This window comes from Mycobacterium pseudokansasii, from assembly GCF_900566075.1.
Classification (GTDB): Bacteria; Actinomycetota; Actinomycetes; order Mycobacteriales; family Mycobacteriaceae; genus Mycobacterium; species Mycobacterium pseudokansasii.
This window is the reverse complement of the sequence record NZ_UPHU01000001.1, coordinates 2895494-2915304: the sequence shown is the minus strand read 5'-3', so window position 1 is coordinate 2915304 and position 19811 is coordinate 2895494. Positions and strand designations below refer to the sequence as shown.

Annotated in this window: 15 protein-coding genes; 5 read left to right on the top strand and 10 right to left on the bottom strand. The window is 66.1% G+C overall.

The genetic code is table 11. The features are described from left to right. Window positions 1-124 precede the first annotated feature (124 nt). The 5 genes from pheT to EET10_RS31645 form a co-directional block, all read right to left on the bottom strand. Window positions 125-2614 carry a phenylalanine--tRNA ligase subunit beta gene (gene pheT, locus EET10_RS13315; protein ID WP_122502210.1) on the bottom strand — a complete coding sequence of 830 codons (2490 nt, stop codon included), beginning with the start codon at window positions 2612-2614 and terminating at the stop codon, window positions 125-127. After that, entirely contained in the window at window positions 2614-3657 is a 1044-nt protein-coding gene (pheS, locus tag EET10_RS13310) for a phenylalanine--tRNA ligase subunit alpha (protein ID WP_036407611.1), read from the bottom strand. Before pheS ends, pheT begins: the two co-directional genes overlap by 1 nt. A 435-nt stretch (window positions 3658-4092) precedes the next feature. Then, window positions 4093-4872, bottom strand: a complete 780-nt coding sequence (locus tag EET10_RS13305) for a rhomboid-like protein (protein WP_036407652.1) — start codon at window positions 4870-4872, stop codon at window positions 4093-4095. 9 nt (window positions 4873-4881) lie between these two features. Further along, window positions 4882-5793: an adenylate/guanylate cyclase domain-containing protein gene (locus EET10_RS13300; RefSeq protein WP_211187937.1), complete on the bottom strand. Its 912-nt coding sequence runs from the start codon at window positions 5791-5793 to the stop codon at window positions 4882-4884. 74 nt (window positions 5794-5867) lie between these two features. Further along, window positions 5868-7037, bottom strand: a complete 1170-nt coding sequence (locus tag EET10_RS31645; RefSeq protein WP_281280108.1) for a PE family protein — start codon at window positions 7035-7037, stop codon at window positions 5868-5870. Window positions 7038-7547: 510 nt separating this feature from the next. Between EET10_RS31645 and EET10_RS13285 the strand changes: the two genes are divergently transcribed. Beyond that, window positions 7548-8612, top strand: a complete 1065-nt coding sequence (locus EET10_RS13285) for an oxygenase MpaB family protein (protein WP_063467983.1) — start codon at window positions 7548-7550, stop codon at window positions 8610-8612. A gap of 28 nt (window positions 8613-8640) precedes the next feature. Here the strand turns inward: EET10_RS13285 and EET10_RS13280 are convergent, their stop codons facing one another. The 4 genes from EET10_RS13280 to infC form a co-directional block, all read right to left on the bottom strand. Continuing rightward, the gene (locus EET10_RS13280; RefSeq protein ID WP_063467978.1) at window positions 8641-9426 is read right to left on the bottom strand and encodes a TrmH family RNA methyltransferase; all 786 of its coding nucleotides are present in this window, start codon (window positions 9424-9426) and stop codon (window positions 8641-8643) included. A gap of 15 nt (window positions 9427-9441) precedes the next feature. Beyond that, window positions 9442-9831, bottom strand: coding sequence for a 50S ribosomal protein L20 (rplT, locus tag EET10_RS13275; RefSeq protein WP_036407615.1), 390 nt, complete (start codon window positions 9829-9831; stop codon window positions 9442-9444). 76 nt (window positions 9832-9907) lie between these two features. Beyond that, window positions 9908-10102: a 50S ribosomal protein L35 gene (gene rpmI, locus EET10_RS13270; RefSeq protein WP_023373729.1), complete on the bottom strand. Its 195-nt coding sequence runs from the start codon at window positions 10100-10102 to the stop codon at window positions 9908-9910. 39 nt (window positions 10103-10141) lie between these two features. Then, on the bottom strand, window positions 10142-10723 hold the full coding sequence (infC, locus tag EET10_RS13265) for a translation initiation factor IF-3 (protein ID WP_081260722.1): 582 nt from the start codon (window positions 10721-10723) through the stop codon (window positions 10142-10144). A 450-nt stretch (window positions 10724-11173) separates the two neighbouring features. Here infC and lysX point away from each other — a divergent pair, with 450 nt between their 5' ends. The 4 genes from lysX to EET10_RS13245 all read left to right on the top strand — a co-directional run bounded on the left by lysX (window position 11174) and on the right by EET10_RS13245 (window position 16700). Beyond that, complete coding sequence (gene lysX / locus EET10_RS13260) at window positions 11174-14461, top strand: bifunctional lysylphosphatidylglycerol synthetase/lysine--tRNA ligase LysX (protein ID WP_211187935.1); 3288 nt, start codon at window positions 11174-11176, stop codon at window positions 14459-14461. A gap of 77 nt (window positions 14462-14538) precedes the next feature. Further along, window positions 14539-15981 (top strand): alpha/beta hydrolase, encoded by a 1443-nt coding sequence (locus EET10_RS13255; RefSeq protein WP_063467976.1) that lies wholly within the window; start codon window positions 14539-14541, stop codon window positions 15979-15981. 5 nt (window positions 15982-15986) lie between these two features. Next, window positions 15987-16424: a DUF6653 family protein gene (locus EET10_RS13250; RefSeq protein WP_036407618.1), complete on the top strand. Its 438-nt coding sequence runs from the start codon at window positions 15987-15989 to the stop codon at window positions 16422-16424. 9 nt (window positions 16425-16433) lie between these two features. After that, window positions 16434-16700 (top strand): hypothetical protein, encoded by a 267-nt coding sequence (locus EET10_RS13245; protein WP_036407619.1) that lies wholly within the window; start codon window positions 16434-16436, stop codon window positions 16698-16700. 130 nt (window positions 16701-16830) lie between these two features. Here EET10_RS13245 and uvrA read toward each other — a convergent pair whose 3' ends face one another. Continuing rightward, window positions 16831-19740: an excinuclease ABC subunit UvrA gene (gene uvrA / locus EET10_RS13240; protein ID WP_036407622.1), complete on the bottom strand. Its 2910-nt coding sequence runs from the start codon at window positions 19738-19740 to the stop codon at window positions 16831-16833. Window positions 19741-19811: the final 71 nt, after the last annotated feature.

Here is a 19811-nt window from a genome sequence, read left to right as displayed (position 1 = left end):
GCGTTCCGAGACGCGAATTCCGTGTTTTCCCTGACAATTTCACCGATATAGTTCGGGGGCCCCGCCGAGCACACCGAAGGGCAGGAACCCACCACGCGGCTAACTTGGCGCTCGGCCCACAGTTTCAGCGACGCAGCAGGGCGCCGACGCGTTCCGCGGCCAGCTGTACCGCCGCGTCGCGGGCCGCGCTTGCGTCGTCTTCGGTCAGCGTGCGATCGGGCGCGCGAAACCGTAGCGCGAAGGTCAGCGACTTGCGCGCTTCGCCGATCTGCGGACCGGTGAAGACGTCGAATAACTGAATATCCTCCAGCAACTCGCCGGCTCCTTCGCGAACCGCATCCGCCACGACTTGGGCCGGGACATCCGCGGACACCACGAGGCTGACGTCCTGAAACACCGCGGGGAACGGCGACACCCTGGGAGCCGGAAGCGATTTCACGACGGGGATCGCATCGAGGTTCAGCTCAATCGCGCAGGTGCCCTTCGGCAGTCCCGTCCGCTCGATCACGGCCGGATGCAGTTGTCCGGCGTGACCGACGGTGGCATCGCCGACGAACACTTCGGCGCAGCGGCCCGGATGCCAGGGCAGGTACCGGGCCGCGCGAAGAGTCACGTCAATTCCGCTGGCCCGGGCAATGATTCGCACCGCCTCGAAAGCGTCAGCGGCTTCGACCGCGCGGCCCGGACCCCACGGGCCGCGAGGCTCGCGCAAGCCGGCCAGCACCGCAGCGACGTGTTGCGGTTGCCGGGGCAGCGATGCGTCCAGCTTGGCGATCTCACCTTCGGTGGGCCGGCGGTGCACGGGGATCAGCTCGATGCCGCGAGTCTGCTCGGTCGGCCGGACCACCTGCGCGATGGCGAACAACGCGACATCGGTTAGACCGCGGGATACGTTGCGCCCCAACGCCTCCAGCAGGCCCGGCAACAGCGTGCTAGCCAGCTGCGGACGGTCGGCTTCCAACGGGTTGACCACGCTGGTCGTGGTCCGGCGCGGGTCATCGGCCGTTAGTCCCCACAGATCGAATACGCCGGCGGGCAGAAACGGCGTCGGCAGCACCTCGACATAGCCGGACAGCGCCAGTGATTTACCAATCGCCCGACGGCGCCGCTGCGTGGCCGTGAGTCCCCGGCCCGCGGGCGCGGCGGGCAGCACCGACGGGATGACCTCTAGCCCCTCCAGCCGCATCACCTCCTCGACGAGGTCGGCGGGCTGCAGCAGATCGGGTCGCCAACTCGGCGGCGTCACCGCCAACACATCGGGGCCGTCGACGACTACCCGGGCGCCGATTTGCGTCAGCCGCCGAGCAGCCGTGCCAGGGGCGTAGGACACGCCCGCGAAGCGGTCCGGCAGGTCGGCGGCAATCCGGATCGGCGGCATCGACCAGTCATCGACCGGCGGTTCACCCCGCCAATCGGTCAGTGCCGAAACGACTACTCCCCCGGCGATATCGGCGAGCAGCGCAGCACATCGATCCAGGGCGGCCACCGAAATAGCCGGGTCGACTGCGCGCTCGTAGCGCCGGGCCGCCTCGCTGGGCAGGTGCAACCGCCGCTGGGTACGCGACACCGCAGCCGGATCCCATATCGCCGCCTCCAAAAGGACGTCGGTCGAATCGGCGCGGACCTCGGTGCTGGCCGCACCCATCACGCCGCCGATCGCTGCGGTGGTGACGCCGTCGACGATCAGGACGTCGGCAGGTTCGAGTCGCCGCTCGATGTCGTCCAGGGTGACGACGGTCTCGCCGGGGCGAGCGAACCGCACGCCCAGACTCCCGGTGATCCGGTCGCGGTCGTGCGCGTGCATCGGGTGACCGAGTTCGAGCATCACGTAGTTGGTGACGTCCACCGCCGGCGAGGTCGCCCGGATGCCACAGAGCAGCAGCCGGCGCTGCAGCCACCAGGGCGACACCGCGGCCGGATCGATGCCGGTGACCGGCCGCAAGGCGAACCGGCGCACACCGGTGTCGGGCTGCACGGTCAGCGGCCACGCCTCTCCCTCGACGGGCAGGGCCGGCACCTCAGCGGGGTCGACGAATTCCAGGTCATAGGCGCAGGCGACCTCCCGGGCCAGGCCGCGCACCGACATGCAATAACCCCGGTCGGGGGTGATGGCCAAATGGAAGACCACGTCGTCCAATCCGAGCACACCCGCGCCGTCGGCTCCCGGTTCGGCTGTTGCCGGCGGCAGCACCAGGATCCCGGAATGGTCTGCGGCCAAACCGAGTTCGGCTGTCGAGCAGATCATTCCCGCCGAGGTGCGGCCGTAGGTCTTGCGGGCGGTGATGGTAAAGCCGCCTGGTAGGGTGGTTCCGGGCAGTGCTACGACCACCAAATCGCCAACCACGAAGTTCGTTGCGCCGCAAACTAATTCGTGCTGTACGTCGTCGCCGAGATCGACCAGGCAGGCCCGGATCGGCTTTTTGAAACCGGTGAGTTCCTCGATACTGACGACCCGTCCCACGGTCAGCGGACCGTCGACCGGGCCGAGTGCGGTCACTTCTTCGACTTCGTGGCCGATCCGGAACAACGTCTGCTCGAGTTCACCGGCCGGGACGTCCCAGCCCGGCGCTCCGGCCGAAACCACCTCGCGCAGCCAGCTATACGGAACGCGCATCAGGCACCCACCCCGAACGGCAACGAGAACCGGACGTCGCCCTCGACCATGTCGCGCATGTCGGGAATCCCGTTGCGGAACTGCAGGGTTCGCTCAAGACCCATCCCGAACGCGAAGCCCGAGTAAATCTCCGGGTCAATTCCGGCGGCCCGCAATACGTTTGGATGCACCATTCCGCAGCCACCCCATTCCACCCAGTCGGCGCCACCCTTCTTGTTGGCGAACCACACATCGACCTCGGCGGACGGTTCGGTGAAGGGGAAGAAGTGCGGCCGGATCCGGGTGCGCGCCAACGGCCCGAACTCGGCCCGGGCGAAGGCGTCCAGCGTCCCGCGCAGGTGCGCCATGGTGAGGCCGCGATCCACCGCCAATCCCTCGACCTGATGGAACACCGGCGTGTGGGTGGCATCGAGTTCGTCGGTGCGGAAGGTCCGGCCGATCGAGATGATGTAGACGGGCAATGCGCGCTCCAGTAGGGTGCGCACCTGTACCGGTGACGTGTGGGTGCGCAGCAGCTGCCGCGAATTCTCAGGCGCGATATAGAAGGTGTCTTGCTCGCTGCGCGCGGGGTGGTCCGGCGGGAAGTTGAGGGCATCGAAGTTGAACTGCTCGCTTTCGACCTCCGGTCCTTCGGCCAGCTCCCACCCCATGGCGATGAAGGTGTCGGCGATGTGCTCGGCCAAGATCGTGATCGGATGCCGGGCGCCGGTCGGCTGCCGGGTCGACGGCAGCGTGACGTCAATACCCTCGGCGGCCAGCACAGCAGCGTCACGTTCGGCCCGCAGCGCCGCCAAACGTTCGTCGTAGCTGCGCTGAGCATCGCCGCGGGCGACGTTCACGCGCTGGCCGGCATCGGCACGCTCCTCCTTGGGCAACTTGCCCAGCGCTTGCCGGGCCAGCGCCAGCGGCGAACGGTCCCCAAGGTGCTCGGACTTGGTGCGCGCCAGCGCCTCAAGACTGTCGGCTAGCGCAATAGCCTGCTGGGCGGCGTTGACCGCCTTGGCCAATGCCTCCGGCGACAGATCGACGGGTTGCTCACCCACGCGGCGACACTCTCCTTGCTGACGAGGCTAGGTATAACTGCCCGGCTCTCCCCCAGGGGGGACACCCACCTCGGTCCGTCACCCGGCCAGCGGGTGGGCCCTAACGGGGCTCACATCGTCGCGGGGTGGGTTCACGGCACGGGTATGACGCAACTGCCGATCATAAGTCATCGATCGGCTCGTTTTGGTGACGCCCATTGGGCAAACGCCCCGGGGGCCGGACCCGCGTGCCACATCATCGAGACCGTCCGCCCTCGCCGGTGGCAGCGAGTCAACCGTCGCCTCGCCGTAGGCCTTACTCGGCGTCCGCGAGGATAGGCCCTACGGTGGTCCGCATCCGCAAGGGCATGGTTCCAGACCACCCGGAGTTCGTTGAGAAGTCCCCCCGCCACCGGCCAACGTCCTATCGGGACACCCGTCCGGCCCGGCCACGCGTCATGCTTGAGCCGGTACGACCCGCATGGTCCGCCAACGGGCAAACGCGTAGGCCACGCCCGCGCCCAGCGCGCCCACGGCAACACCGCTCACCGATGTCCAGCCGGTGTGAGCCAGCAGTAGAAAGCCGAACCCGGACGAGACCGTGAGCAACGCATACCGCGGCGGCGTCCAGCGAACCGGCCGATCGAACCGCATGGTCACCAGCATGCCCAGCAAGAGCGAAAGGGCGTGGCCGGAGTCGGTGAAATCACCGCCGGCGATCGCGGTCGTCACGGCCAGCGACACCCACCAGCCGATCCATGCCGGCCGCCAGCGGCCGGGGATCGTCGCGGTGAGCGCTCCGACCACCGCAAGGGCGCCGTAGCTCATCCCGACGTCGCTGACCCGGGTGATCGACCACGGCAGCCAGCCGAACTCGACCGCGCCGGCCAACGCGGCCGCCACCAGCAAGGTGGCCCCGAGATGGCCTACGACGAACGCGAGGGTCAACCGTCCGGTATGCAGGTGCAGTTCGGCAAGCGCGAGCAGACAGGCCAGACACGGCAGCCAGAAGTACAGCGGCCCCTCGGCGATCACGAAGGCGCTATTCCACAGAGTGCCCAGGCGACCGTGTGACAGGTTGTGCAGGTTTGTACTGGCATGCCGAATGACCTGCTCGTGGGCATGCGGACCGAGCATCAAGATCGCGATGCTGACCGACGCAAGAGCTGCCAGATAGCCAAGCGTGAACCGGACCCGGCCGAGCCGGTACACGAGTGCCCAAATGCGATGAGTCATCGACATCTACTATGCCTGCTGTTCTGTCTCGGGAGCGTCACCAAAAGCTGGCAGCTCCTTACGAGGTTTGAGGCGATAAATCGCCAAGTCCGGTGGAATGCCGGTGAGCTTGCTGGAAAACATCGGCCGACGTGCCCGCTTGGCGACGACACCCAGTGCGTCCAACTCGCTTTGTGGAATCAAGTCCAGGGTGGGACTCGATATCATGATGCCACCTTTTGTGGCGCGTTCCATAACGCGAGCGGCGATGTTGACGTCGATACCGAGCCAGTCAGAGGCCAGTCGCTGCGGCCGGCCGGTATGGATGCCGACCCGCATCCGCGGCGTGTAACCCGCCACCTCGACTGCACTCAACGCCTCCCGAGCGGCGAGCACGGCGCGGACGGCTACAGCCGGATTGCGAAATACGGCCATGATGCCGTCGCCCATCCGCTTGACGATGTGGCCCCCGGCGTCCAGCAGCGGGGGCTCGACAGCCCGGGCCACCTGGCGCAGCAGCGCCAAAGTGGCATCATCACCGGCCTGCAGCGACCAGGTCGAGAAACCCACCAGGTCGGTGAAGACCAGCGTCACCTCGGGATTCACCGGACGGCGGGAAACTGCCTCAGTCAATGCCTGCCACAGTTGCAGCACGCCCAGGCTGACTTCGCGCGAGGCCGCATCACGGTCCCCCAGCAGCCGGTCGGCAGCCCGTGCCGCGGCCCGCGGACCGCCGTCACCCGCGGTGGACAGCGGATCGCCGAACTCGGGATCGCCGGGCAACAGCCGTCGCGCCCGCCGAATGAACGCCACGACGCCCGGGCTGTGGTTGGTGGAGCGCAGCCAATGCCCCGGAGAACGCCGACGCGGAGCCGACGACGCGAGCGCAGTCGCTGTCTCGTCGGGCACGCCGGACTCCCCTTCGCCAGCCCCGACCTCCACCTCGCAAGGGTAGGTGCTATGGGCTGAGCCAGGCAATCACAGTCGTCCCGCCAGCGCCCCGGACGATCAGCAACCTAGAAACCGGAGAACAACCCCAACAAGCCGGGAACAAGGCCGCCGACCTGTGTTCCGCCCAATGCAATCGACGTGGGCGTTCCGCTGGTCGGCGTGAGCGTAAGCGTGAAGGGCTGAAGGGGAGACAACAGCCCGCCAACCGGAACGCTGAACGCCACATCCGAGTAACCAAGCCCCGCCGGCGCCGCCATCGACTGCGTTATGGTGTCGTGGCCGAAAAGGAAGCTGTTTACGGCATTGACGGGAGCAAAGAACAGCGTGCCTGCCGCCGCCAACGGATTCCCGCTTGACATCGCGTTGCCGAACGCTGTGGCGCTATTTTGGAGCGCGGTCGCCGCGAGGTAATACGGGCCCAACGCGTCAATGCCGAGCGCAAGCGGCGGAGGTAAGGCGATGGAGCCGGAGTCCAAGGCTACTTGAAAGGTAGTAAGGTCCACGGTCCCGTTGAGCGTGAGCGCCACCGGACCGAACGGGGTGCTGGTACTCACCAGCGGAACACTCACGGGAGCGGTCAGGCCGGCCAGCGGCACCATTGCGCCGCCGCCCGTGGTACCGGTGGCCGTCGCACCAGTGGCCGTCGCACCAGTGGCCGTGGTACCGGTGGCCGTGGTACCGGTGGCCGTCGCACCAGTGGCCGTCGCACCAGTGGCCGTCGCACCAGTGGCCGTCGCACCAGTGGCCGTCGCACCAGTGGCCGTCGCACCAGTGGCCGTCGCACCAGTGGCCGAGCTGAGCCCCGCACCGACACTCCAGCCGGCGCTCTGCGCACTGGCGGCAGTCGCGCTGGTGCCGCTGCCGCCAGTGGCGGCAGCGGCACCAGAACCTGCGACGGTCCCCAGCAACGGATGGCCAAGCAACGACAGCGCGGGTCCATTCACCGCGTTCAGCAGATTCTGCTCGGCGTTGGCGATCTCGGCGCCGAGGTACGCACCCGCGCCATTACTCAAAGTACGGACGAACTGGTCGTGAACCGCCACCATCTTCGCGCTCAGCGCTTGATAGTCCTGGGCATGTGTCGCGAATACCGCCGTGACAGCCGCCGACACCTGATCTGCCGCCATGGCCACCAGCCCTGTTGTGGGCGGGGCCGCCGCCGCATTGGCCGCGCTCATTGCGGAACCAATTTCCGCCAAATTTCCCGCCGCCGCGTTCATAACGTCCGGTACCACATTGAGAATCGACAAAGCCGGGCCTCCTTGCTTGACTCAAGAAGAAAATCACCGAGTAGTCTTCAGGAAAGAAACTCTACTCCCGGCAATCGCCTTTTGGTTAGCCCTTTTTCGGCCCTTCCAGCAACACCCGGCGCCTCGCCGCACCAGCTCGAAGTCAACGTGACGAGAAGTAAACAAGGCCAACATCCCCGTTCCCGCGGATGTTAACCGTCCGATCGGAACTGTTTTATGGCAGCCGGCAACATCCCGGTGGGCCGTCGCGCGTTCATCCCATCCGGTCGGTCGCATCCGCGGCTCGCGACGTAGTCGACCCGGCCGCCGGGTCCGAGGGCACGAGCTCGCGGGTGGTCGGCACCATGTCACGCGCTGCGACAAACAACCCTGGTCACGCGGGCGCCACGCCGCTATGGACACCCGATTACGGGTGCCGGGGCGCTCGCCGAAACCGTAGACAACGTATGTTGTCACCGTTTATCGTGAGCGCACATCGAGCGCGTGGAGGCCGCGATGACTGCCACATCGACGACACCAGTCGAGCCACTCGGACCCGATTCGCTGACCTGGAAATACTTCGGTGACCTGCGGACCGGAATGATGGGCGTGTGGATCGGCGCGATCCAGAACATGTATCCGGAACTGGGCGCCGGCGTCACGGAGCATTCGATCCTGCTGCGGGAACCACTGCAGCGGGTGGCCCGGTCGGTGTATCCCATCATGGGCGTCGTCTACGACGGCGACCGAGCGGCCCGGACCGGCGAGCAGATCAAGGGCTATCACCACACGATCAAAGGAGTCGACGCCGAGGGTCGTCGCTATCACGCCTTGAACCCGGAGACCTTCTACTGGGCACACGCCACGTTCTTCATGCTCGTCGTCAAAGTCGCCGAATACTTCTGCGGAGGTTTAACCGAGGCCGAAAAGCGCCAACTATTCGATGAGCACGTGCGGTGGTACCGGATGTACGGCATGAGCATGCGGCCGGTCCCCAAGTCGTGGGAAGAGTTTCAGGAGTACTGGGCCCGGGTCTGCCGGGAGGAACTCGAGATCAACCAGGCCACGCTGGACATCTTCCACATGCGCATTCCCAAGCCGAAGTTCGTACTCATGCCCACGCCCCTCTGGGACCAGATGTTCAAGCCCCTGGTTGCCGGTCAGCGCTGGATTGCGGCCGGCTTGTTCGATCCGGCCGTGCGGGAGAAGGCGGGCATGCATTGGACCCCGGGCGACGAGGTATTGCTGCGCCTGTTCGGGAAGCTGGTGGAGCTGGTCTTCCTGGCGGTGCCCGACGAGATCAGACTGCATCCCCGCGCGCTGGCCGCCTACCGCCGGGAAGAGGGCCGGACCCGAAGTGACGCGCCGCTGGTCGAAGCGCCCGCCTTCGTGGCTCCGCCACGGGACCGCCGCGGATTGCCTATGCATTACTTCCCACCGCGCGCACGCGGATTCGCCCCGTTCCCGCTGGAGCCGGCCCGGCTGATCATGGAGCGGGCTGGATCGTTGGTGCACACCACGCTCTCGCTGGCCGGCCTGCGCCCGGCCCGGGGCCGGGGCCGGGCGGCTCGGGCCGCATAAGACGTCGCAATAAGGCGCCGCATCGATCTCAGCGAGCAGAGCCGAGCGCCAGGGCGCTCTGGTACAAGCAGATGGCCGCGGCCGCGGCGACGTTCAGGCTCTGCGCGCCGCCCGACATCGGGATGCGCACCCGGTGGTCCGCTTCGCCGGCGACGTCGGCGGACAGCCCGCGTGATTCGGGGCCGAACAGCCATGCCGTCGGGAGGCCCAGCAGTTGATCGGCATCGTCGAGGGACGTCTCGCCATCCACCGCGCTGGCCAGCACCTGCAACCCCGCGCCCCGCAACGACGCGACGACGGCGTGCGGATCGGTTGCGACGACGACGGGGATGTTGAAGATGCTGCCCGCGGACGCGCGCAAACACTTGCCGTTGTAGGGGTCGACGCTGTGTCCGGCAAGAATCACGGCCGCGGCCCCCATCGCGTCGGCGATGCGGATCAGCGTGCCCGCGTTACCCGGCTCGCTGATCTCCACGGCCGTCGCGATGAGCCGCGGTGAGCGGGTCAGCACATCATCCAGGCGGGTCGTCGCCATGTCACACACCGCGACCAGTCCCGCCGGGGTAACCGTGTCGGACAAGGCTTTTGCGGCACGCTCGGTCACCAGATGGACCGGCGCGTCATACGCGGTCAACCAGGTCTCGTGCCGTTGCGCCGCGACCTCGGTGACAAACACCTCCCGAACCAGCCCGCGCGCCGACGCGGCCTCGACCAGGTTGGGGCCTTCGGCGAGAAATCGATTTGCACGACGCCGGCCGACGTGGCGATGCAATTTGACCGCGGCGGCAACCCTGGCCGATCGTTCGGTGAGCACCGGAACGCGGTGCGCCTAAGCGGCCTCTCCGGAGGGCGCGTTGACGTCTTCGGGCAGGGCCGCCCGGGCGACCTCCACGAGCGCGGTGAACGCCGTCGGATCGGTGACCGCGATATCGGCGAGGTTCTTGCGGTCCACCTCGACACCGGCGGCCTTCAGGCCTTGGATCAGCCGGTTGTAGGTGATGTCGTTGGCACGCGCCGCGGCGTTGATCCGCGAGATCCACAATTTCCGGAACTCGCCCTTACGGGCGCGACGGTCGCGGTAGGCGTAACTCAGCGAATGCAGCTGCTGTTCTTTGGCTTTGCGGTAGAGCCGGGACCGCTGGCCCCGATAACCTTTCGAGGCCTTCAGGACGGAGCGCCGCTTCTTGTGGGCGTTGACTGCCCGCTTTACGCGTGCCATGGATTGTTCCTACTCTCGTTCGGACTCGGACGTGCTTGGTCAGGTACCGGCGCCAGCCGGTCGTGCGGGGCGCCGGCTAACCGTTCAACAGCGAATTGACCCGCTTGGTGTCGTTGGCCGCCACCGCCGTACGACCTTCCAGACGCCTGGTTCGGGTCGACGGTTTGTGCTCGAGCAGATGCCGGCGGTTGGCTTTTTGCCGGACGATCTTTCCGGTACCGGTGCGGCGGAACCGCTTCGAGGCGCCGCTGTGAGTTTTGGCCTTGGGCATTTTTCCTCAGTCCTGGTGAGTTCTGGTTGGGCTAGCGAGTTAGTTCGATGAAGGTTTGATGTCGCCGCCCGCTGGTCCCTCCCCATGCCGCGCCCTGGCGCGAGTTTTCGCGCCGCGGTGGGGTGCCAGCACCATCGTCATGTTGCGCCCGTCCTGTTTGGGCGCCGTTTCGACGAATCCGTAGTCGGCAACGTCGGCACCCAGTCGCTGCAGCAACCGATAGCCCAATTCGGGCCGCGACTGCTCGCGTCCACGAAACATGATGGTGACCTTGACCTTCGATCCGGCCTCCAAAAAACGCACCACGTGGCCTTTCTTGGTTTCGTAATCGTGATCGTCGATCTTGGGTCGCAGCTTTTGTTCTTTGACGACGGTCTGCTGTTGGTTCCGGCGGGATTCGCGCGCCTTCTGCGCCGCCTCGTACTTGTACTTGCCGTAGTCCATGATCTTGCAGACCGGCGGTCTGGCATTCGGGGCAACTTCGACAAGGTCGAGATCGGCGTCCGCGGCAACGCGGAGTGCGTCTTCGATACGCACGATGCCTACCTGTTCCCCCCCTGGGCCGATCAAACGAACTTCAGGTACGCGAATGCGCTCGTTGACGCGGGTCTCAGTGCTGATGTGGCCTCCCTTGTTGGCATTCTTCCGCTGCAGCCAGGGCCCGGACGGGCCGGAATCAGCAGTGGGATACACCAGCCATCAGCAAAAAAGCCCTGCCTAAGCAGGGCCCAATGCCGACCGATCGCGGCTCGAGACAACTCCAGCCGCCTGCGCCACGCGCAGAACAGGCATCGCAAATAATGCCTGTGACCGGACCGCGCAACCTTGAAAAAGCGTTCGACCTTTTCGTGGCTAGCGGTGGGAGTGGGACTCCACTTAACTGTTCCTGGCCTTCGCCGGGATGGTCGCAGCAGCCAGTTTAACAGCCAAGACCCGTCCTCCGGGCAGCGAGCCGGCCGTCGCGCCGGCCCAAGCGCGCTGAGCAGGTGCAATCCAGCCACCCGGTCGCCAGGATTTTCCCGGTTTGAGCGAATATCCTCGCGGTTTGTGACCATCGCAAAGCCTCGCTCGATGGAGAGCGGGCCCGCCTCCCGGTATCACTGGGTTCCCGCAGCAGCAGGCTGGACCGTCGGAGTCATCGCGACGCTGTCGCTGCTGGCGAGCATGTCGCCGCTGATTCGCTGGCTCATCAAGGTTCCACGGGAGTTCATCAACAGCTACCTGTTCAACTTTCCCGACACCAGCTTCGCGTGGTCGTTCGTGCTGGCCTTGCTGGCCGCAGCGCTGACCGCACGCAAACGAATTGCCTGGTTGCTGTTGCTGGGAAACATGGTGCTTGCCGCCTTCTTGAACGCCGCCGATATCGCCGCCGGTGGCAATACCGCAGCCGAAAACTTCGGTGAGAACCTCGGTTTCGCGGTCCACGTGGTCGCGATTGTCGTGCTGGTGCTGGGTTATCGCGAGTTCTGGGCCAAGGTGCGCAGGGGCGCATTGTTCAAAGCGGCCGCCGTGCTGTTAGCCGGTGGAACCATCGGAATCCTGATTTCCTGGGGCTTGGTAGAACTGTTTCCCGGATCGCTTGCGGCGCCCGACCGGCTACCCTACGTGGCCAACCGGGTGATCGGATTCGCGCTCGCCGATCCCGACCTGTTCACCGGGCGGCCGCACGTCTTCCTCAACGCCATCTTCGGTCTGTTCGGCGCCTTCGCCCTGATCGCGGCCACCATCGTGCTGTTCCAGTCGCAACGCGCCGACAACGCACTGACCGGAGAAGACGAGTCGGCCATCCGCGGATTGCTGGAGTTGTACGGCAACAGCGACTCACTGGGCTACTTCGCCACTCGTCGCGACAAGTCGGTGGTATTCGCGCCCAGTGGCCGCGCCGCCGTCACTTACCGCGTCGAGATCGGAGTCTGTCTGGCCAGCGGCGACCCGGTGGGCGACCCCCGGGCTTGGCCGCAAGCCATCGATGCATGGTTACGGCTGTGCCAGACCTACGGCTGGTCCCCCGGCGTCATGGGCGCCAGTTCCCAAGGGGCTCAGACATATCGCGAAGCGGGCCTGAACGCGCTGGAGCTGGGTGACGAGGCGATTCTACGGCCAGCAGATTTCAAGTTGTCCGGCCCGGAGATGCGCGGCGTGCGCCAAGCCGTGACCCGGGCGCGCAGGGCCGGGTTGACGGTGCGCGTCCGTCGACACCGCGACATTTCTGCAGCGGAAATGGAACAAACCATCGCGCGCGCTGATGCCTGGCGCGACACCGAAACCGAACGTGGCTTCTCGATGGCGCTGGGCCGCCTTGGCGACCCGGCGGACTCCGACTGTCTGCTCGTCGAGGCGCTCGACCCGGACAACCGGGTGGTGGCGATGCTGTCGCTGGTGCCGTGGGGCACCACCGGCGTCTCCCTGGACTTGATGCGTCGCTCTCCGGAATCGCCTAACGGCACCATCGAACTCATGGTCAGCGAGCTTGCGCTGCACGCCGAAAGCCTTGGCCTCAGCCGTATCTCGCTGAACTTTGCGATGTTTCGGTCCGCCTTCGAACAGGGCGCGCAACTCGGCGCCGGCCCGGTTGCCCGGCTGTGGCGATGGCTGCTGATTTTCTTCTCCCGCTGGTGGCAGATCGAAACGCTCTACCGGTCCAACCAGAAGTACCAACCCGAATGGGTGCCCCGCTACGCCTGTTACGAGGACGCGCGACTGATACCCAAGGTGGGTGTCGCCTCGGTGATCGCCGAGGGCTTCCTGGTCTTACCGTTCAGCCGACGCAACAAAGCGCACACCGGGCACCACCCTGCGGTGCCCGAACCGCTGGCAGCCACCGGATTGTTACATCCCGACGGCTCGGCACCCGATATCACCGAGCTACAGCAGGTGGACCTCACCGACGACGAAGTTGGGCGTCGCCTGCCCGAGCAGGTCCGGGTTCGACTGAACAAGCTAAAAACCTTGCGGCGCAACGGTATTGATGCCTATCCGGTAGGCCGTTCACCCAGTCACACAGTCGCACAGGCGATGGACGCGGACGACAAGGCCACGCTGTCGGTGTCCGGACGCATACTGCGGGTACGCCATTACGGCGGCGTGTTGTTCGCGCACCTGCGCGACTGGACCGGTGAAATGCAAGTGCTGCTTGATAATTCATGCCTGCAGCAGGGCCGCGCTGCGGATTTCAACGCCATCATCGACCTCGGTGACCTGGTGGAGATGACCGGGCACATGGGCTCGAGCAAACGGGGAACCAGATCACTGATCGTGTCCAGCTGGCGGCTGATCGGTAAATGCCTGCGGCCCTTGCCGAACAAGTGGAAGGGGTTGACCGATCCCGAGGCCCGAGTGCGGACCCGCTATGTCGATCTGGCGGTCAACGCCGAATCCCGTGACCTGCTCACCGCACGCAGCACGGTACTGCGCTCGGTCCGGGAAACACTGTTCGCCAAGGGCTTTATCGAAGTCGAGACGCCCATCCTGCAGCAGGTGCACGGCGGAGCCGCCGCCAGACCATTCGTCACGCACATCAACAGTTATTCGATGGACCTGTTCCTGCGCATAGCGCCGGAGTTGTACCTCAAGCGGCTGTGCGTCGGCGGCGTGGAACGAGTATTCGAACTGGGCCGGGCCTTTCGGAACGAGGGCGTCGACTTCAGTCACAACCCTGAGTTCACCTTGCTCGAGGCCTATCAAGCACATGCGGATTACCTGGTGTGGCTGGACAGCTGTCGCGAGCTCATCCAAGACGCCGCTCAGGCCGCCAACGGTGCACCGATCGCGATGCGGCCCACCCCCGACGGCTTGCAGCCGGTCGACATCTCCGGCGTCTGGCCGGTCAAGACGGTGCACGACGCGGTTTCTGAAGCCCTCGGTGAGCACATTGACGCCGACACCAACTTGGCGACGCTGCGTAGGTTGTCCGATGCGGCCCACATCCCCTATCGCGCGCAGTGGGATGCCGGCGCCGTGGTGCTCGAGCTGTACGAGCACCTGGTGGAAAGCCGCACCGAGCGGCCGACGTTTTACATCGACTTCCCCACGTCGGTGTCGCCGCTGACGCGGCCGCATCGCAGCAAGCTCGGAGTCGCCGAACGCTGGGATCTGGTGGCCTGGGGCATCGAGCTCGCTACCGCCTACAGCGAACTCACCGACCCGGTGGAGCAACGACGTCGTCTGCACGAACAATCGCTGCTGGCGGCCGGTGGAGATCCCGAGGCAATGCAGCTCGACGAGGACTTTCTGCAGGCCTTGGAGTATGCGATGCCGCCCACCGGGGGCCTCGGCATGGGCGTCGACCGGGTAGTCATGCTGATCACCGGACGCAGTATTCGCGAGACACTCCCATTTCCGTTGGCGAAGCCGCATTAACCCGGTCCGACAGCTACCAGCGAATACACAGCGAACATTCAATGAACACGTTCCAGGACGGTTAACAAGCGATCACAATGGTCCTTGTGACAGCGTCGACGGCGTATTTGGCGCAACCGCTGGCCAGCGCCCATACCTCGCTGATGTACGGCTGGCTGCCGATCACGGTCCAGCTGGTGACCGCGACCGTCCTGCTGTTGGCGATCGGCTCGCGCGTTCGCCGGTGGCGTCGGCTATCGGCCGCGGTGGCCGTCGGCGGTGCGACGGCCTGCGGGACCGGGTGGTATCTCGGCGGGCTGGCCAATGATCCGGCCCCGGTCGCGCTCTGGGTCTGGGCCGGTTTGACGGGCGTGGCCGCGACGGTACTGGTCCTGGGCTGGCGCAGTGCGCGCTGGTGGGGTCGCGGCGCATCGCTGATGGCGGTGCCGCTATGTGTGCTCAGCGCGGCGTTGGCGCTCAACCTGTGGGTCGGCTATTTCCCGACCGTTGAGGCCGCATGGAACCAGCTCACCTCCGGTCCGCTGCCCGATCAGGCGGATCCGGCCAGCGTTGCCGCGATGGCCGGCAAGGGGACCCGGCCGCCGCACGGCAGCGTGGTGCCGGTCAACATCCCGTCCACGGCGTCGCACTTCAAACATCGCGGGGAACTGGTGTACCTGCCGCCCGCTTGGTTCGCGACTGATCCGCCCCCGCGGTTGCCTGTCGTGATGATGATCGGCGGCCAGTTCAACACCCCCGCCGACTGGACGCGAGCCGGCAACGCCGTACAGACGGTCGACGAATTCGCCACCGCCCATCATGGCAATGCGCCGGTGCTGGTCTTCGTCGACTCCGGCGGAGCCTTCAACAACGACACCGAATGCGTCAATGGACGACGCGGCAACGCGGCCGACCATCTCACCAAAGACGTCGTGCCGTATATGGTCTCGAGATTCGGCGTCAGCTCGCAGCAGCGCAACTGGGGCATTGTCGGCTGGTCGATGGGCGGGACTTGCGCCGTGGATTTGACGGTCATGCACCCCGATCTGTTCAGCGCATTTGTCGATGTCGCCGGGGATTTCTACCCGAACGCGGGAAACAAGGCGGAAACCATCGCCAGGCTGTTCGGCGGCAACGCCGACGCCTGGGCCGCATTCGATCCGACGACGGTGATCACCCGGCACGGCCCGTATACCGGGGTTTCGGGTTGGTTCGCCATCTCTGTCCCTGGTCAGCCGGCGGGGCGTCGGGATACTCCGATCGTCGACACCGCCGCCATGCGGGTGGCCGGGCGCGATGCCGCCGCAAATCCGAGCAACCAGACGGCGGCCGCCAATGCGCTGTGCGCGTTGGGCCGGACCAACGGCATTGATTGCGCGGTGGTCCCCCAACCGGGCAAACACGATTGGCCCTTTGCCGACCAGGCGTTCGTGCAGGCGCTGCCCTGGCTGGCCGGGCAGCTGGGCACTCCGGAGGTGCCTCGGATTTCGTTACCGGGCACCGGCGGTGCGGCCGCGCAGGTCGTCTCTGCCGGGCGGTAGGCGCGTTGTCGTCGGTCGCGCGGGTTCGACGGGCGATCTTCGCGCGGCACTGCAATCCCTGCAGCGCGTGGACGCGCTGGGCGAGCACACCGCTGGTACTGGTGCCGATGTGGACGCGGCGCTGGAGCGACGCGGCGGTGATCGCATTGTGGCTGGTGCTCAATCCGGTTGTCTTCGGCAAGCCGAAACACCATCGAGCCTGGGCGACGCGGGCGATGTTGGGCGAGGAACTGTGGATCACCGAGCGTCCGGCTGACGCGGCGATGCTGGTCAGCGCGGTGACATCGGCCGTTTCGCTGAGCGCGGTGATCGCCGCCCGCCGCCGCCGACTCAAGCCGGCGGTTGTCGCAACCGCGCTGCAAATGACGCTGACCATGGTGTATTGGGCACAGATGGTCCGTTACCTCGATCGCCGGCGCGGCGGTGATCCACAGCCGCAGTAACGTGGCGGCATGCCCGACGAACCAGCAGCCCAGGCCGACCAGTCCGACGCCGGATCAACCGCCGGATATGACCCTGGATATGACCCTGCGGGGGTCCCGACCTTCGAGTCGGTCCGGGAAAAGATCGAATCCCGATACGCGACGGCCATGGGTGCGGCCGAACTGGATGCCGACACGACACAGGGCCGATCCGTCGAGGAGCAGTACGAGAAGCGCCAGCGCGCGGCCGCCGAACGACTGGCCCGAATCCGCGAGTCGATGCGCACCGATGAGTGACACGGTAGGCGGGAGGGGACGCCAGGTCTGGTCACCGCCGCCGGTGTTGGCCGACGCCGAAACTTCAACCGCTAGTAGCGTTGCGGCGGCGTGTCGTCGCAACGGACTAACTGTCGCGGCCGAACCCGGCTCAGGCGCTGACTTTGCGTCGGCGGTTCGAGCGGGGTGGGCCCGCCGGCTTCCCGGTGTCGACGACTTCGGCCAGGAATTTGCCCGTGTAGCTTTCCGGCACGGCGGCGACATCCTCCGGAGTGCCCTGGGCGACAACGGTTCCGCCCCCCGCGCCACCCTCCGGTCCCATGTCGACGATCCAGTCCGAGGTCTTGATCACGTCCAGGTTGTGTTCGATGACGATGACCGTATTGCCCTTGTCGACCAGACCGTTGATCACTTTGAGCAGCTTGCGGATGTCCTCGAAATGCAGGCCGGTGGTGGGTTCGTCGAGGATGTAAATGGTGCGCCCGGTCGAGCGTTTCTGTAACTCGGAGGCCAGCTTGACCCGCTGCGCCTCACCGCCGGACAGCGTCGGCGCGGGCTGGCCGAGCCTGACGTAGCCCAGGCCGACGTCGACGAGGGTCTTCAGATAGCGGTGAATGCCGGTGATCGGCTCGAAGAACTGTGCAGCTTCCTCGATCGACATGTCCAGCACCTCGGAGATGGTTTTGCCCTTGTAGTGCACCTCGAGAGTCTCCCGGTTGTAGCGGGCGCCCTGGCACACCTCGCAGGGCACGTACACGTCGGGCAGGAAGTTCATCTCGATCTTGATGGTGCCGTCGCCGGTGCAGGCCTCGCAGCGACCGCCCTTGACGTTGAACGAGAATCGGCCCGGTTGGTAGCCGCGGACCTTGGCCTCGGTGGTGGCGGCGAACAGGGTGCGGATCTTGTCGAACACCCCGGTGTAGGTGGCCGGGTTGGACCGCGGCGTGCGACCGATCGGCGATTGGTCCACCCGCACCAGCTTGTCAAGGTGGTCCAGTCCGGTGACCCGGGTATGCCGGCCGGGAACCTGGCGGGCCCCGTTGAGCCGGTTGGCCAATACCGCCGCCAGGATGTCGTTGACCAGCGTCGACTTGCCCGACCCGGACACCCCGGTCACCGACGTCAGCACACCGAGCGGGAAAGACACGTCGATGCCGCGCAGGTTGTGTTCGCGTGCTCCGACAACGGTGAGCTGACGCCGCGGGTCGGCAGGTCGACGGATCGCCGGAATATCTATGCTTTCCCGCCCCGAAAGATAGGCTCCGGTGATCGAGTTCGCATCGGCCAGCAGTTCGTCGTACGGTCCGCTGTGCACGATGCGGCCGCCGTGCTCGCCGGCGCCCGGCCCGATGTCGACGATCCAGTCGGCGTGCGCGATGGTGTCCTGGTCATGCTCGACGACAATCAGGGTGTTGCCCAAATCCCTTAAGCGGGTCAGGGTTTCGATGAGACGACGGTTGTCGCGCTGATGCAGGCCGATAGAGGGCTCGTCGAGCACATACAGCACGCCCACCAGACCGGAACCGATTTGGGTGGCCAGCCGGATGCGTTGCGCCTCACCCCCGGACAGGGTGGCCGCCGCGCGCGACAGCGACAGGTATTCGAGCCCGACATCAAGCAGAAACCCGAGCCGCGACTGGATCTCCTTGAGGACCTGCCCCGCGATCGCCTGCTCACGCGGACCCAGGGAGAGCCGCTGAAGAAAGTCCGCGCACTCCGCGATCGACAGTTCGCAGACCTCAGCGATCGACTTGGGGCCGAGCTCCCGCCCGGCCAGCGTCACCGCCAGAATTTCCGGCTTGAGCCGGGTGCCTTCGCATTCCGGGCACGGCACGTCGCGCATGAAGCCCTCGTAGCGTTCTTTCATCTGCTCGGACTCGGTCTGCGACATCTTTCGCTGCAAAAACGCCAGCACGCCTTCGAAATCGGCGTAGTACGACCGGGTGCGTCCGTACCGGTTGCGGTAGCGCACGTGCACCTGCTCGTCGCAGCCTTCCAGAATCGCCTTGCGCGCCTTGGCCGGCAGCTTGCGCCAGGGAGTGTCGACGTCGAAACCCATCGCCTCGCCGAGCCCGGCCATCATCCGGATGAAGTATTCCGCAGTGTGGCCCGTCGACCACGGGGCAACCGCACCCTCGGCCAGGGTGCGTTCCGGGTCGGGCACCACCAGGTCCGGGTCGACCTCCTTGCGGATGCCCAGACCGCTGCATTCGGGGCAGGCCCCGTAGGGCGAGTTGAACGAGAACGACCGCGGTTCCAGGTCGTCCACGGCCAGGGCATGCCCGTTGGGGCAGGCGAGCTTCTCGGAGAACCGCTGCTCACGGTGCGGCGCGCCCGGCTCGTGGTCGGGGAACTCCAGCACCACGATGCCGTCAGCCAAGTTCAGCGCGGTCTCCACCGAATCGGTGAGCCGCTGCTTTGCCGCGGCTTTGACGGTGAGACGATCCACCACGACCTCAATGTCGTGCTTTTCCTGCTTCTTCAGCTTCGGCGGATCGGTCAAGGAATGCACGACACCGTCGACCCGGACGCGGCTGTAGCCCTGGGCGTTGAGCTTGTCGAACAGGTCGGCGAACTCGCCCTTACGGGTGCGCACCACCGGCGCCAGCACCAGAAAGCGGGTGCCCTCCGCCATGGCCAGCACCTGGTCGACGATTTGCTGGGGCGTCTGGCGCGCGATCCGCTCCCCGCAGACCGGACAGTGCGGCGTGCCGGCACGGGCGTACAGCAGCCGCAGGTAGTCGTACACCTCGGTGATCGTGCCGACCGTCGACCGCGGGTTGCGGTTGGTGGACTTCTGGTCGATGGACACCGCCGGGGAAAGCCCCTCGATGAAGTCGACGTCCGGCTTGTCCATCTGCCCGAGGAACTGACGGGCATACGCCGACAGGGATTCCACGTAGCGCCGCTGACCCTCGGCGAAGATGGTGTCGAAGGCCAGCGACGATTTACCGGATCCGGACAGTCCGGTGAAGACGATCATCGCGTCGCGGGGCAGGTCGAGGTCGACACTGCGCAGGTTGTGTTCGCGCGCACCCTTGACGATCAGGCGCTCAGCCACCCAGGCCCTTTCACTGACGGATTCCTTCTAGAGACGGAGTTCGTTCCCCATGCTATGTGCCCATACCGACG